This is a genomic window from Arthrobacter sp. Y3223151 (assembly GCF_059091125.1).
In genome coordinates this window covers 1-13,730 of record NZ_JBNHGI010000004.1, presented here as the reverse complement: position 1 = coordinate 13,730, position 13,730 = coordinate 1, and the positions used below count along the sequence as shown (strand labels likewise).

General features: G+C 68.6%; 16 protein-coding genes. 9 read left to right on the top strand and 7 right to left on the bottom strand.

What is annotated here, in order from left to right:
- Positions 1-72 precede the first annotated feature (72 nt).
- Positions 73-684: a hypothetical protein gene (locus tag AC5RUP_RS07500; RefSeq protein ID WP_494067343.1), complete on the top strand. Its 612-nt coding sequence runs from the start codon at positions 73-75 to the stop codon at positions 682-684.
- A gap of 14 nt (positions 685-698) precedes the next feature.
- Here AC5RUP_RS07500 and AC5RUP_RS07495 read toward each other — a convergent pair whose 3' ends face one another.
- Positions 699-1,559, bottom strand: a complete 861-nt coding sequence (locus tag AC5RUP_RS07495; RefSeq protein WP_494158424.1) for a hypothetical protein — start codon at positions 1,557-1,559, stop codon at positions 699-701.
- A gap of 20 nt (positions 1,560-1,579) precedes the next feature.
- Positions 1,580-2,551 (bottom strand): 2,3,4,5-tetrahydropyridine-2,6-dicarboxylate N-succinyltransferase, encoded by a 972-nt coding sequence (dapD, locus tag AC5RUP_RS07490; protein ID WP_494158423.1) that lies wholly within the window; start codon positions 2,549-2,551, stop codon positions 1,580-1,582.
- A gap of 74 nt (positions 2,552-2,625) precedes the next feature.
- Between dapD and dapE the strand changes: the two genes are divergently transcribed.
- Positions 2,626-3,714 carry a succinyl-diaminopimelate desuccinylase gene (gene dapE / locus AC5RUP_RS07485; RefSeq protein WP_494158422.1) on the top strand — a complete coding sequence of 363 codons (1,089 nt, stop codon included), beginning with the start codon at positions 2,626-2,628 and terminating at the stop codon, positions 3,712-3,714.
- A gap of 112 nt (positions 3,715-3,826) precedes the next feature.
- On the opposite strand, the gene AC5RUP_RS07480 is transcribed toward dapE, so the two are convergent.
- The 4 genes from AC5RUP_RS07480 to AC5RUP_RS07465 all read right to left on the bottom strand — a co-directional run bounded on the left by AC5RUP_RS07480 (position 3,827) and on the right by AC5RUP_RS07465 (position 7,190).
- Positions 3,827-4,690, bottom strand: coding sequence for an amino acid ABC transporter permease (locus AC5RUP_RS07480; protein WP_494092657.1), 864 nt, complete (start codon positions 4,688-4,690; stop codon positions 3,827-3,829).
- The gene (locus tag AC5RUP_RS07475) at positions 4,687-5,382 is read right to left on the bottom strand and encodes an amino acid ABC transporter permease (protein WP_494154996.1); all 696 of its coding nucleotides are present in this window, start codon (positions 5,380-5,382) and stop codon (positions 4,687-4,689) included. The genes AC5RUP_RS07480 and AC5RUP_RS07475 overlap by 4 nt, the downstream gene beginning before the upstream one ends.
- A 67-nt stretch (positions 5,383-5,449) precedes the next feature.
- Positions 5,450-6,319: a glutamate ABC transporter substrate-binding protein gene (locus AC5RUP_RS07470; protein ID WP_494158421.1), complete on the bottom strand. Its 870-nt coding sequence runs from the start codon at positions 6,317-6,319 to the stop codon at positions 5,450-5,452.
- A 52-nt stretch (positions 6,320-6,371) separates the two neighbouring features.
- The gene (locus AC5RUP_RS07465) at positions 6,372-7,190 is read right to left on the bottom strand and encodes an amino acid ABC transporter ATP-binding protein (RefSeq protein WP_494092660.1); all 819 of its coding nucleotides are present in this window, start codon (positions 7,188-7,190) and stop codon (positions 6,372-6,374) included.
- A gap of 163 nt (positions 7,191-7,353) precedes the next feature.
- Between AC5RUP_RS07465 and AC5RUP_RS07460 the strand changes: the two genes are divergently transcribed.
- The 5 genes from AC5RUP_RS07460 to AC5RUP_RS07440 all read left to right on the top strand — a co-directional run bounded on the left by AC5RUP_RS07460 (position 7,354) and on the right by AC5RUP_RS07440 (position 11,772).
- Complete coding sequence (locus tag AC5RUP_RS07460; protein WP_494067335.1) at positions 7,354-8,136, top strand: LOG family protein; 783 nt, start codon at positions 7,354-7,356, stop codon at positions 8,134-8,136.
- A 34-nt stretch (positions 8,137-8,170) separates the two neighbouring features.
- Positions 8,171-8,563, top strand: a complete 393-nt coding sequence (locus AC5RUP_RS07455; RefSeq protein ID WP_494148720.1) for a DivIVA domain-containing protein — start codon at positions 8,171-8,173, stop codon at positions 8,561-8,563.
- Positions 8,560-9,804 (top strand): hypothetical protein, encoded by a 1,245-nt coding sequence (locus AC5RUP_RS07450; RefSeq protein WP_494148721.1) that lies wholly within the window; start codon positions 8,560-8,562, stop codon positions 9,802-9,804. Before AC5RUP_RS07455 ends, AC5RUP_RS07450 begins: the two co-directional genes overlap by 4 nt.
- A gap of 174 nt (positions 9,805-9,978) precedes the next feature.
- Positions 9,979-10,158, top strand: a complete 180-nt coding sequence (locus AC5RUP_RS07445; protein WP_493979326.1) for a DUF3117 domain-containing protein — start codon at positions 9,979-9,981, stop codon at positions 10,156-10,158.
- A 12-nt stretch (positions 10,159-10,170) separates the two neighbouring features.
- The gene (locus AC5RUP_RS07440; protein ID WP_494158420.1) at positions 10,171-11,772 is read left to right on the top strand and encodes a leucyl aminopeptidase family protein; all 1,602 of its coding nucleotides are present in this window, start codon (positions 10,171-10,173) and stop codon (positions 11,770-11,772) included.
- A 61-nt stretch (positions 11,773-11,833) separates the two neighbouring features.
- Here AC5RUP_RS07440 and AC5RUP_RS07435 read toward each other — a convergent pair whose 3' ends face one another.
- Positions 11,834-12,466: an O-methyltransferase gene (locus AC5RUP_RS07435; protein WP_494131937.1), complete on the bottom strand. Its 633-nt coding sequence runs from the start codon at positions 12,464-12,466 to the stop codon at positions 11,834-11,836.
- A gap of 300 nt (positions 12,467-12,766) precedes the next feature.
- Between AC5RUP_RS07435 and sigE the strand changes: the two genes are divergently transcribed.
- Both sigE and AC5RUP_RS07425 read left to right on the top strand, forming a co-directional pair.
- Positions 12,767-13,369, top strand: a complete 603-nt coding sequence (sigE, locus tag AC5RUP_RS07430; RefSeq protein ID WP_494067330.1) for an RNA polymerase sigma factor SigE — start codon at positions 12,767-12,769, stop codon at positions 13,367-13,369.
- Positions 13,370-13,377: 8 nt separating this feature from the next.
- On the top strand, positions 13,378-13,730 hold a 353-nt coding region (locus AC5RUP_RS07425), incomplete at its 3' end, for an anti-sigma factor family protein (RefSeq protein ID WP_494158419.1).

Below are 13,730 nucleotides of genomic sequence, written 5' to 3'. Positions count from 1 at the left end.
GCGGGCGGCACCCGCAGCGGGGCCGCTGCAGATGAGCTGCGTCGTCGGTCCGAGCGAAAGGACGCGGACAGCATGCACCAGACGGGTGGGCCGGGGTGGCGGATCACCGCAGACACCTCGGGACATATGCTGCTGGCACTCTACCTTCGCGACGTCGCCGGGCTGGCCGGAGCCGGCTGGCCCGCGGTCTCGCCGGTGTTGCCGACGGTCCGCACCGCCGATCCCACCCAGCTGACCGCGCATGTCGGCGGCCCGGCAGCGCTGCGGGACGAATGGGAGAAGTGGTGGGAGGACCTGGTCCGTGACCGCCCGGGCAACGCCGCGAAACTGGCCCCGCCGTCCTTTCCCGCCTTCGCCGGCAGCCCCGCGCTGCAGCGGCTTCTGCAGGCCCACTTCGGCGCCGGGATGAGCTGGGCGCGTGCCCGGATGGCCGAGTACGGGAAGCTGGCGCAGGAGCGCGAGGCCAAGGGCACGAACGGGTTGATCCGCGAACTGGTCCAGGACCGGGAAATGGAGCTCGGACGCGCCGCGCGGACCTTCGAGCTGAAGCTCATCGAGCTGCCGCTGTGCGAGCCGCGTGCCTGGTTTGTGGAGCCGGACCGGGTGCTGCTGTGCCAGACACTGCTGGACGACGAAAGCGCCTTCCGCAGTTACCTTCAGCCGATCGTCGAACTCATCGTCTAGCTGCGCCGGGCGGCTCAGGCGGCCGGGCCCCGCGCCACCGTGATCACGACGTAGCCGGTGTCGGTATCGGCGCCGACCCAGCCGCCGTCGTCACGCTGCCAGCTCAGGCCCGCGTGGGCCACCGACTCAAGGTCGAACCGTTCGGCAGTAGCCACCGCCCACTGTGCCACCGCCCAGCCCCGCTCGTCGGCTGCCGCCACCCGGACCTCGCGGCCGGCGACGGCCATGTCCAGGCCGGGATGCACGGCCTCCAATTGCGCCAGGACGGCAGCGGGGTCCCCGGCTGCCTCGGCATCCTTGAGCACACAGTTCAGGGCGGCGGGCGAGTGGCCGGTCAGCGCCGAAGCGAAGGCCTTGGCCTCGGCCTCATGGTCCGCGTAGGCCAGCGGATAGGCGCTGCGCTGGACGGTCTGGGCCGCGTCGGTCACCGGCATGGACTCGTAGCCCGGGACCTCTTCGAGCACCTCGTAGAACTTGTTGGCCGCATACACCGGGTCCTGCACTTGTTCCTCGGTGCCCCAGCCCTGCGACGGCCGCTGCTGGAACAGCCCCCGGGAGTCGGGACCGGCCGTGTCACCGTAATCGATGTTGCGCAGCTTCGACTCCTGGATGGCCGTCGCCAAGGCGATCGACGCGGCGCGTGCGGGCAGCCCGCGCCCGACCGCAATCCCGGAGATGAGCGCGGCGTTCGCGGCCTGGTCCGGTGCCAATTCGAAGGTTTCCGAACCGACGACGGCGGTGCACCGCTCCCGGACCAGGGTTTGGGAACGGTCTATGAAGGTGGCGGCGAAGTAGGCGGCACCGCCGACCAGGGCCAGCAGGACGATCAGGCTGAGCAGGCTGCGTGTCCTGCGTGCACGGGCTTGCCGGGACATGGCGGTGCCGTCCGGGACTGCTAGTTGGCGTGCAGGACCGCGTTGAGCTCCACGCTCTGGCCCTTGCGCGGCAGGACTTCCACTGCACCGCTGGTGGAGTTGCGGCGGAAGAGGAGGTTGGGCAGGCCGGAGAGCTCCACGGCCTTGACCTGGCGGTGGTCCCCGGTGGCAACGTCGATCAGGCTGACCCGGGTTCCGGCGGTGACATACAGGCCGGCCTCGACCACGCAGTCGTCGCCAATGCTGATGCCGACGCCCGAGTTGGCGCCCAGCAGCACGCGCTCGCCAATGCTGATCCGTTCCTTCCCCCCGCCGGAGAGCGTCCCCATGATCGAGGCGCCGCCGCCGACGTCGGACCCGTCCGCCACAATGACGCCGGCGGAAATGCGGCCCTCCACCATGGAAGTGCCCAGCGTGCCGGCGTTGAAGTTGACGAAGCCTTCGTGCATCACCGTGGTGCCGGCGGCCAGGTGCGCGCCGAGGCGGACGCGGTCGGCCTCGGCAATCCGCACGCCGGTGGGAACCACGTAGTCGACCATGCGCGGAAATTTGTCCACGCCGAAGACCGTGACCTGGCCGCGGCGGCGCAGCCGGCGGCGGACCGCTTCGAAACCGTCCACGGCGCACGGGCCGAAGTTGGTCCAGACCACATTGGCAAGGTGCCCGAAAATGCCGTCCATGTTCAGCGAATTGGGGGTGACGAGGCGGTGGGAGAGCAGATGCAGCCGGAGGTAGGCGTCGGCGGTGTCGGCCGGCGCGGCGTCCAGGTCGATGCTGCGGGTGAGAACCTCGAGACGGGTGCCGCGGTCCGCATCGGCGCTGTCCGCGGCGTCGGCCTCGAGGCCGTGCTCCGCGTCCCGGGCGGCGCCGGCAGGGCCCAGCGCCGGCGCGGGATACCAGACGTCGAGGACGGTGCCGCTGTCGGTGACGGTGGCCAGCCCGGTGCCGTGGGCGGTGCGGGGAGTGGCGGTGGCGGTGGTGCTCGCGGTCATGGATGCAAGTCTACCGAGCGCGCCGGGGCCGCTGACGCCGGGATGCCGCAGGCGCGTCTGGCTAAGCTGGGGGAGTGACTTCCGCCATCGCCCTGGACTTGACCGCCGACGTCGCCGAGCTGACCGCGGCGCTGATCGACGTTAACAGCGTGTCCGGCAACGAGACCGCCCTGGCCGACGCCGTGGAGGCCGCCCTGCGTGCCCTGCCGCACCTGAAGGTGCTGCGCGACGGCGACGCCATCGTGGCCCGCACGCAGCTGGGACGGCCGGAGCGGGTTATCCTGGCCGGCCACCTGGACACCGTGCCGCTGCCCGCCGTGCCCGGCTCCCGCGGGACCGTGCCGTCGGTGTGGGACGGAGACGTGCTGTACGGGCGCGGGGCCACCGATATGAAGGGCGGGGTAGCGGTGCAGCTGGCGCTGGCCGCCGAGCTGACGGCACCCAGCCGCGACGTCACCTACATCTTCTACGACCATGAGGAAGTGGATGCTTCGATGAGCGGGCTGGGCCGGCTGGTGCGCAACCACCCGCAGTTGCTGCAGGGCGACTTCGCCATCCTGCTCGAACCGACCGACGGAACCGTGGAAGGCGGCTGCAACGGCACGGCCCGGTTCGAAGCGAGCACGGTCGGCCAGGCGGCGCATTCCGCGCGCGCGTGGCGGGGCGTCAACGCTATCCATGCTGCGGCTGACATCCTGGTCCGGCTCCGGGACCATGAACCCGCCACTGTCACGGTGGACGGACTGGAGTACCGCGAGAGCCTGAACGCGGTGAAGATCAAGGGCGGCACGGCGGGCAACATCATCCCCGACAGCACCACGGTGGAAATCAATTACCGGTTCGCTCCGGACAAGACGCCCGGGGACGCCGAACTGTACGTGCGGAACCTTTTGGAGGGCTTCACGGTGGTCTGCACCGATGCCGCGGCCGGCGCCCGGCCCGGCCTCGACCACCCGGCGGCTGCCGAATTCGTGGCCGCCGTCGGCGCGGAGCCGAAGCCCAAGTACGGCTGGACCGACGTGGCGCGGTTCAGCGAGCTGGGCATTCCGGCCGTCAATTTCGGCCCCGGCGACGCGTTGCTGGCCCACACCGACAACGAACACGTGCCGGCGGAGGCCGTCCGCGAGTGCCGGGCGGCGCTGCGCCGCTGGCTGCTGGCCTGACCGCCCGGGGCGGCGGGGGACGCCGCGGTCGGGGAACAGGGCCGCCCGGAACGGGGAAGGGGAGGACGCGCAGGCATCCTCCCCTTCCCCGTCGGCGGTCAGCGGCAGCCGGTCACACCTTGACGGCCATCGGCTGCGTGGTCAGCGGCGCGGTCTCGCCCGCGGTCCGGCTGCTCAGGAACTTGGAGAGCCAGTTGGCTACCCAGGACAAGGCGAAGTTGACGATGATGAAGAGGACGGCCGCAATCGTCAGCGACTGCAGGATCGGACCGGCGGAGCCGTAGATCTGCATCGACCGCAGCAACTCGGAGTACGTGATGATGTAGCCGAGGGCGGAGTCCTTCAAGATCACCACGAACTGGCTGACCAGGGCAGGCAGCATGGCCACCAGCGCCTGCGGCAGTTCGATGCTGCGCAACGACTGGCCACGGCTCATGCCGATCGCCATGCCGGCTTCACGCTGGCCCTTGGGCAGGCCGAACACGCCGGAGCGGACCAGTTCGGCGATCACCGATCCGTTGTACAGCGTCAGGGCCGTCACGACGGCGTAAAACGGGATGTCGGCAGGGGTGCCGATTCTCAGCTGCCCAAACAGGAGCCAGAAGAAGATCATCATCAGCAGCACCGGGACAGCCCGCAAGAGTTCGACGATCACCCCGCAGAGCCACCGCAGGGGGCCGTTCGAGGCGAGCCGGCCCACGCCAAAGAGCAAACCGAAGATTACGGACGTGAGGATCGAGACTGCCGCGGCCTTAAAGGTATTCATCAGGCCCGGCAGGATGGTGAACTGCCAGACCTCGCCGGTCAGGAAGGGCGTCCACAGCTCGGATGCCAGCTGGCCCTTGTCGTTCAATCCGACGATGACGAAGATCGCCGCACCCAGGAAAAGCAGGATGCCGATGACGTTGGTGACCATGATCCGCGCACGGGCCTTCGGGCCGGGCGCATCGAAGAGGACGTTCTGCTGGATTTTCATCGTGACACCGCCAGTTTCTTGGAAAGCCAAGTGGTCATCAGGCCGATCGGCAGCACGATGATCACGAAGCCGATGGCGAAGGTCGCGAATATGGCCATGATGACATCCGGCCGGAACTCGATCATGGTTTTCATCAGCCCGGCGGATTCGGCGACCGACGCCGCCGTTGCCACAGTGGTGTTCTTGGTCAGGGCGATCAGGGTGTTGCCCAGTGGCGCCACGGCGCCGCGGAAGGCCTGGGGCAGGATGACCATCCGTGCCGCCGGCAGGAAGCTCAGCCCGATGGCGCGGGCGGCCTCGGCCTGTCCCAGGGGCACGGTGTTGACGCCGCTGCGAATGGATTCGCAGACGAAGGCCGCGTGGTAGATGGACAGCCCGACGATGGCCCAGAGGAAGAAGTTGAAGTCGAAATCGCCGGAGAGGTTCATCTGGAGCTGGAAGACCGCCACCAGGATGCAGAACACCATGATGATGGTCAGCGGCGTGTTGCGGAAGACGTTGACGTACGCCGCGCCGGCCCAGCGGAAGCTGGGTACCGGTGAGATGCGCATCAGGGCCAGGACGGTACCCAGCACCAACGAGCCCAGGGCGGCCCAAAAAGCGAGCTGGATATTGACCCACAAGGCTCCGACGACGTCGTAGGTCTCCAGCGCCGTCAGGTAGCTCTGGAAATACTCGGACAAACTGTCCATCCCCTTTCGGTGGGAAGAGGCAGATCATGTTGTGGGGCGGGGGAGCCCCGCCCCACAACGGATGTTGCTAGGCGCAGGCTTCGCCCGGCTTCGGCGGGTTCAGGTCCTTGTTGTAGGAGTAGTCCACGCCCTCGGTGTTCTTCTTGAGGGCTTCTTCCCAGGCACCATCCTCGACCATCTTGTTGATGGCTGCGTTGATGTCCGCGCACAGCTCCGAGCCCTTCGGCAGGCCGACGCCGTAGTTCTCCTCCGAGAACGGGTTGCCGACCACCTTGTACTTGCCGGCGTTGTTCGGCTGCGCCGCGAGTCCGGCCAGGATGATGTCGTCGGTGGTCACCGCGTCGATCTGGCCGCCTTGCATGGCGGTCACGCACTCGGCGTAGCTGGGCCGCTCGACCAAGTTCACTTCGGCGGCGTGCTCTTCCTTGATGCGCTGGGCGGAGGTGGAGCCGGTCACCGAGCAGAGGTTCTTGCCGTTAAGGGCATCCGGGCCGGTGATTTCGGTGTCGTCGGTCCGGACCAGCAGGTCCTGGCCGGCCACGAAGTACGGTCCAGCGAAGTCGACGGTCTGCTTGCGCTCATCGGTGATGGAGTACGTCGCGAAGATCATGTCCACCTGGTTGTTGGCGAGCATGTTTTCGCGGTTCGCCGAGGGCGACTCGACGAATGTGATCTGGTCCTCCGAGTAGCCCAGCTCGTTGGCCACGTATTTGGCTACATCCACGTCGAAGCCGGAGAACTGGCCGCCGGAGGAAAAGCCCAGGCCGGGCTGATCGTACTTGATGCCGACGCGGATGCCTTCGCCGCCGCCTTCGCCGCCGCCGGCAGTCTCGCCGCCGCCGCCTCCGCCGCCTGTGCCGCCGCCACCGCCGCAGGCAGACAGCACGAGCGCGGCTCCGGCTGCCATGGCAGCCATTCCATAACGGGTCTTTCGCATGTTTTCTCCTTGCGTTGTCGGCCCTCCGTCAGTGGAAGGCCAGGTGTGGGGGTCAGTGTTCGAGGATCTTGCCCAGGAAGTCCTTGGCGCGGGTGCTCTTCGGGTTGGTGAAGAATTCTTCCGGGGTGGCCTGCTCCACGATCTGGCCGTCGGCCATGAAGAGCACCCGGTCTGCTGCCTTGCGGGCAAAGCCCATCTCGTGCGTAACCACGATCATGGTCATGCCTTCCCTGGCCAACTGCACCATGGTGTCGAGCACTTCGTTGATCATTTCCGGATCGAGTGCCGAGGTGGGCTCGTCGAAGAGCATCACCTTCGGCTTCATGGCCAGTGCCCGGGCAATCGCCACGCGCTGCTGCTGGCCGCCGGAGAGCTGGGCCGGCAGCTTTTGCGACTGGTTGGCCACACCGACGCGCTCGAGCAGGCTCATGGCCAGCTCCTTGGCCTCGGACTGCTTCATCCCCTTGACCTTGATCGGTCCCAGGGTGACGTTCTCCAGGATCGATTTGTGGGCAAAGAGATTGAAGGACTGGAACACCATGCCGACGTCGGCCCGCAGCTTGGCCAGGGCCTTGCCCTCGGCCGGCATCTTCTCGCCGTCGATCAGGATCTCGCCGTCGTCGATGGTCTCCAGGCGGTTGATCGCCCGGCAGAGGGTGGACTTGCCGGAACCCGACGGCCCGATCACGACCACCACTTCGCCCTTGGTGACCTCCAGGTTGATGTCCTTCAGCACATGGAGGGATCCGAAGTGCTTGTTGACGTTCTTTAGGGACACCAGCGGCTGACCCGCCGGCGCGGCGGACGTGGCTCGGGTTGCCGCCGCCGGAGCGGCAGGCGGCGTTTTACTGTGCGATGCGTCACTGGTCATGGAATGAATCTAGCGAAAGATTCCCTTCAAGCAATGCATTCGCGACCGAACCGCTGGAATCGTGATTTAAGAGCAACCTGCGCCCGGGACCGCGCATACGCCGAATTGTCACCGAAACAGGGGAAACCGCCACGGATGGCCGGCGAATCTGTAGCCTTGGGAAATGACAAACCAGCAAGACATCCCGCTCCCGTCGCAACTTCCGGGCGCACCGAAAACCCGTTTCAAGGGGCCGGTTGAGCTGCGGCGCCGCCAGGCGGACATCCCGCAGGCCGACCAGTACCTGCTGGACACCAAGGACCGGGCGGAGTTTACGCACACGGATCCCTGGCGCGTGCTGCGGATCCAGAGCGAATTCGTCGAAGGGTTCGGCACCCTGGCCGACCTCGGCCCGGCGATCAGCGTGTTCGGTTCGGCCCGCACCCGGCAGGGCAGCAAGCACTACGCCATCGCCGAGGAGATCGGGCAGCTGCTGGTCCGGCATAATTTCGCGGTCATCACCGGCGGCGGCCCCGGTTCCATGGAGGCGGCCAACAAGGGGGCCAGCGAGGCCGGCGGCGTGTCGGTCGGACTGGGCATCGAACTGCCGTTCGAGCAGGGGCTCAACAACTGGGTGGACCTGGGCATCAACTTCCGGTATTTCTTCGCCCGCAAGACCATGTTCGTCAAGTACGCGCAGGGGTTCATCGTGCTCCCCGGCGGGCTGGGCACGCTCGACGAGCTGTTCGAAGCCATGGTGCTGGTCCAGACGAAGAAGGTGACGTCCTTCCCGATCGTGTTGGTGGGCACGGCATTCTGGTCGCCGCTGATCGATTGGATCCGCAACACGCTCTTGGCCGAAGCGATGATAGCGGAGGCCGATCTGGACTTGGTCAGCGTGGTGGATACGGCCGAGGAGGCAGTCGAGCAGGTCATCTCCGGGTTGTCCGCCCGCTCCGGATTTTGACCCGGCGGGACGTCCTCTCTGGCACGATGGTGCTGTGAGCGCATTCCTGGTTTTCCTTGCCATCGCCGTTGCAGGTGCGGCCGCTGTCGCCGCGTCGGGGTGGCGGGGCCGGAGGAAGGCGGCCGCCGACGGCGCGGGCGGCGGGGGCGCCGGCACCGGATGGGAGCGAGGGCGCGTGGCCGCGCTGCAGGGCCTGAGCGAGCATGAGGCGCGGCTGCCGGCGGTCTTGCTGCCTGAACACCCCCGTGCCGAAGACCTGGACAGTGTCCGGTTTTCCACCGCCCTGAGGGGCTACCGGATGGACCAGGTGGACGAAGTGCTGGACGTCCTGCGGGCCGAGCTGGGAGCCAAGGAGCGCCTGATCCGGCAACTGAGCCACGAACAGCCACAGCACGACGGCGGTGCCCACCCGGCGCGGGAAGGATGACGGGGGTGCAGGACCGCCTTGCGCGCACCCGCGTGCTTCGGGAGGCCGTGCACGCGGAGCTTTCCTTCTGGCGCCGGCGGATCTCCGGGTGGCCGTGGTGGGTCCAGGTCTGCGTGCTCTACGCCCTTTCCCGGGTGTATTCGCTGCTGGTCTTCCTCGCGGTGGCACGCCAGCAGGGGCCGAATCCGTGGACCGGCCCGCACCCCGACTATCTGTCCTTCATCGGAATCTGGGACAGCGCCTGGTACGAGCAGGTCTACCAGGAGGGGTATCCCGCCGATATTCCCCGCGGCCAGGACGGGCGGGTCGACGAAAACCAGTGGGCGTTCTACGCGCTTTTCCCCGGCATCGTCCGCATCCTGGCGGCGGGCACCGGGCTGGGGTGGCAGTTGCTGGCACCGCTGGTTGCGACCCTCGCAGGTTTTGCCGCCGTGCTGCTCATCTACAAACTTTTCCGTCGCTACGCCCCCCACGGCACCGCGCTGTGGGCCCTGCTCTTCGTGGCGGTCTTTCCGGTCTCGCCGATCCTCCAGGTGCCGTACGCCGAATCGCTGAATCTGGCGCTGCTGGCGGGAGCGCTGCTGCTGCTGGTGCGGCGGAAGTACCTGCTGGCGATTCCCGTCGTCGTGCTGATGTGCCTCTCCCGGCCGGTCGGCGTTCCGTTCGCGGCGCTCGCCGGCCTTCACCTGCTGTGGCGGATCAAGCAGCGCCGCACCGATCCGCTGCAGACCCGGGAATTCCTCCGCGCGGCAGCGCTGGCGCTGGTCAGCTGTGCCGCAGCCCTCGCCTGGCCGGTGCTGGCCTGGTCGGTCACGGGCGAGATGACCGCGTACACCGATACCGAGACCGCCTGGCGGGGCGAGGCCCTGATCCTGTTCAAGCCGTGGTTCGACATGGGCGTGAACCTTTTCGGGCTGTTGGGCGGAATGATCGCCCCGCTGCTGCTGGTGGCCGCGGCGGCCTGGGTCCTCTGCTCCCGGCCGGCCCGGGAGATGGGGGCCGACCTGAGGCTGTGGTGCGCCTGCTACCTGGGCTACCTGCTTGCCTTTCTTCATCCGCAGACCAGCACCTTCCGGTTGTTGCTTCCGCTCTTCCCGCTGGCCTTGGCGGCGGCCCTGCTATCACGCAGCCGGGCCTACCGCACATGCCTGGCAGTGATGTTCCTGGCCGGGCAGATCGTCTGGGTCACCTGGCTCTGGTCCTGGGCCGAACTGCCCGGCGGCGGGGACTATCCGCCCTAGCGGCGGCCGGCGCCGGTGCGCCCCGTGTCGCGCAAATTAGCACCCGGTTGTGATGTACGCGATAATGGGTAGTGGTTGGACATGGCGGCCGGGCAACTGAAGGGCCGCCGATGTGAGGTTGGCGGGCAGGGCGATCACCGATCGGGCTGCCCCATGGCGGAAGGGAATTCCCAGATGGCTGCGATGAAACCGCGTACCGGTGACGGTCCGATGGAAGTGACCAAGGAGGGGCGAAGCCTCATCCTGCGGGTGCCCATCGACGGCGGCGGGCGTCTGGTGCTGGAACTGAATGCCGAAGAAGCCGGCAACCTCAAGGACTGCCTGCTCGGCGTCACCAGCGACGTGGCAGGCTAGGAACCGTTTGCTGTGAACCACGTTCCCTCCACCGCAGAGGAACAAACCGCCCGTCATCTGGAGCAGGCCCTGGTTGAACCGCAGATGGCGCGCGTCCAGGCCCTTCCGGCCCTCGGCCGTGGACAGTCCCCGGCCGAAGGCGCCGGGGATGTCACGGTGCTGGCGGTTCCCATCGCCGAAGGCGAGGCCAACGTCGAGCGGGCCACACCGCAGCCGCGCCAGGGTGCCGCCGAGGCGGCAGCCGACTTTGGCGCCGACGTGGCGGCCCTGGCGGAGGTCCACGGGATCTCCGGCAAGGCCGGTGAAGTCCTGGCCGTGCCGGCGCCGCCCGGCTCCGCCCGGCTGCCTGAGCGCCTCGTCTTGATTGGGCTGGGCAGTGGCAGCGCGGCGGAGCTGCGCAAGGCCGGCGCCGCCCTGGCCAAGGCGACGATGGGCACCGACCGGGTGCGCAGCAGCGCCGTCGAGGGCCTGCCGGAAGGGCTGCAACAGGCTTTCATCGAGGGGTTCCTGCTGGGCGGCTACCGGCCGCCGCGCGCCGGGACGTCCGCCGCGCCCAAGCCGATGGCCGCGGTGCTGGAACTGACCGGGACCGCGGCGGAGACGGCCGCAACGGCCGCCGCCGGCGCCCGGGCCACCTGGCTGGCACGGGACCTGGCGAACATGCCCTCCAACGTGAAGAACCCGGAGTGGATGGCCGGCCAGGCCGCGCGCCTCGCCGCGGCCCGCGGCCTGGGCATCCGCACGTGGGACGAGCATCAGCTGGCTGCCGGAGGGTTCGGCGGCCTGCTGGCGGTGGGATCGGCCTCGCCGACTCCGCCCAGGCTGGTCCAGCTGGACTACACGCCCGCACAGGCCGGCGAGAACACCAGGCACATCGTCATCGTCGGCAAGGGCATCACCTTCGACACCGGCGGGCTGTCGCTCAAGCCGCGGGAACCGATGGTGCCGATGAAGACCGACATGGCGGGCGCCGGCGTCGTGCTGGCGGTGCTGGCCGCTGCGGCGGAGCTGCGCGTCCCGCACCGTGTCACCGGCCTGCTCGCCCTGGCCGAGAACGCGATCGGCGCCGACGCCTACCGGCCCGGCGACGTGGTGACCGTCCACGACGGCACCACGGTGGAGATCGGCAACACGGATGCGGAGGGGCGCATGGTGCTGGCCGACGGCCTCTCCTACGCCGCCGCCCGGCTGCAGCCCGACGTCCTGGTGGATATCGCCACCCTCACCGGTGCGGCGTCCCTGGGGCTGGGCAGGCAGCATGCGGCGCTGTACGGCACCCGGCCGTCCCTGGTGCGCGCCTTCGAAGCCGCGGGGGAGGCAACCGGGGAGCGGGTCTGGCACATGCCGCTGGACGAGGTGGCGGCCGAATACGGCTTCGCGTTGGAATCCGGTATCGCCGACATCTCGCACATCGCATCCCAGCGGTCGAAGGTCGGCGGGGGATCGATCACCGCAGCGCTGTTCCTGCGCGAATTCACCGGCACCCTTCCGTGGATCCATCTGGACATCGCCGGCCCCGCCCGGGCAGACTCCGACCGGGCCGAGGTCACGAAGGGCGCCACCGGGTACGGCGCCCGGCTGCTGCTGTCCTTCCTGCGCTCCTACCGCGGCTAGCACCGGGCGGCGGCCCAACCGCCCGCGGGCAGGGAGCCGCGGGCTGGGCGCCGCGGGGCGGTCAGCGTTTGACGGCCAGCAGCAGTCCCTCGCCGGTCGGCAGGATGGTGGACAGCAGTTGGTCGTTTTCCCGGATGGCCTTGCCAACCTTGCGCAGCGTGGTGGTGGATTCTTCGCGGATGGCCGGATCCGAGACCCGGTCGTGGTCCAGGGCGTCGTTGACAATCAGCATGCCGCCGCGCTTGAGCAGCCGGACCGCTTGCTGCACGTACAGCGGATACGAGGGCTTGTCCGCGTCGACGAAGACGAGGTCGTAGGCGTTGTCGGTCAGCCGGGGCAGCACGTCGGCCGCGCGGCCGGAGATGGTGCGGGTGCGGTTGCCCGGAATGCCGGCATCGACGAAGGACTGGCGTGCCGCACGCAGATGGTCGACGTCCGCATCGATGGTGGTCAGCACCGCGGCAGGCGGCAGTCCGCGCAGGAGGCAGACCCCGGAGACACCGGCGCCGGAACCGATTTCCACCACCGTCTGCGCCTTGGTACCCGCGGCGAGGACCGTCAGGGCGGCGCCGACCCCCGTGCCGACAGCGGCAACGCCCAGTTCATGGGAACGCTCACGGGCCCGAAGCAAGACGTCATCCTCGGCGGGGAGTCCCTCCGTGTAGGACCAACTCGTCTGCTTGTCGGCACTCATGAAATATCGCTTTCTCTTCAGCTTTTGCGGTGAAACGGCGCAGGGCCGCAGTGCCAAGCCTACTGCCACAGGTGGCGGGATCAGGCGCGTGCCCCGGCGTCGGGACACGCTGCCGCCGGCCGGGGCAGACGGGGGAGCGGGCTTAGCGGTATTTGTGCAGCCGGTTTACAGAATTCTCCCAGTTTTTTGCGCCAAGATGGGTACCCGGGACGCCGAAAGCCAGACCGGCAGCACGCAGCCGCATTCCCGGACCCCCAGGAGGTGGGCGGCGTGCGGGCGGTCCGACGAAGGGGCACGATGATGACGAAGCTACAGGACGCCGCGTCGGCCGCCGCCGCCGGCAACGATCAGTGGGTCGCTCCGACGTGGGAAGAAGTGGTGAGCAACCACTCCGCCAAGGTCTACCGCTTGGCCTTCAGGCTTACCGGCAACCGGTACGACGCCGAAGACCTCACCCAGGAAGTCTTTGTCCGTGTTTTCCGGTCGCTGGACAACTTCAAGCCCGGCACGCTGGACGGCTGGCTCCACCGGATCACCACCAACCTCTTCCTCGACCAGGCCCGGCGCAAGAGCCGGATTCGGTTCGATGGACTGAGCGACGAAGCCGAAGCCCGGCTGCCCGGCAAGGATCCCGGCCCCGAGCGCAGCTTCGAATTCAACAACCTGGATATCGATGTCCAGGCCGCCCTGGAAGAGCTGCCGCCGGACTTCCGCGCCGCAGTAGTGCTCTGCGACCTGGAGGGGCTGTCCTATGACGAGGTCTCCGCGGCCCTTGGCGTCAAGCTGGGCACCGTCCGCTCGCGGATCCACCGTGGCCGGACCATGCTGCGGGAAAAGCTGGCGCACCGGGATCCCGCCGAGCGCCCGCGCCTGAAACTGCCGCGAATCGCCGGAGCCCACTGATCGCTGCCATGCTCCACCCGGGAAGAGAGCTGGCGGAGTACCTGGACGGCGAACTCTCCGATGATCGCCGCCCGGCCCTCGAACGCCATCTTCAACGCTGCCGGCGGTGCCGCAAGAGTGTCGACGAATTCCGCCGGATCCAGGACCGCCTGCGCTCGCTGGACGTGCCGCCCCCGGACGACAACCTGACCGCGCGGTTGCTGCGCTGCAGCCAGCCCGGGGCTACCGGACCGGCCGGGCCCCCGCTGGGCCTCGAACCCTCCGGTGCCGCGGAAAACCGGCACGACGGCGTACCCGCGGCCGCGCGCACCCCCGCGCAGGCCGGTGCCGCCGCCGCCCACCCGCCCGCCCCCGCCGCTCT